This window comes from Anaerobacillus alkaliphilus (assembly GCF_004116265.1).
GTDB classification, from domain to species: domain Bacteria; phylum Bacillota; class Bacilli; order Bacillales; family Anaerobacillaceae; genus Anaerobacillus; species Anaerobacillus alkaliphilus.
Genome location: NZ_QOUX01000011.1, coordinates 1 through 205, shown reverse-complemented (window position 1 = coordinate 205; position 205 = coordinate 1). Strand labels below are relative to the sequence as shown.

At 49.3% G+C, this 205-nt stretch carries 1 rRNA gene; it reads right to left on the bottom strand.

Annotation, left to right across the window (positions count from 1 at the left end):
• Positions 1 to 205: ribosomal RNA gene (locus tag DS745_RS04315) — 23S ribosomal RNA — on the bottom strand; the annotation flags it as partial.

Here is a 205-nt window from a genome sequence, read left to right as displayed (position 1 = left end):
CACTCTGGAGGAAACGAAGTTTCGATTACAGGGCTGTTACCTTGTTTCGCGGACCTTTCCAGGTCGCTTCATCTACTTCGTTTCTTTGTAACTCCGTATAGAGTGTCCTACAACCCCAAGGGGCAAGCCCCTTGGTTTGGGCTGTTTCCGTTTCGCTCGCCGCTACTCAGGAAATCGATAATTTCTTTCTCTTCCTCTGGGTACT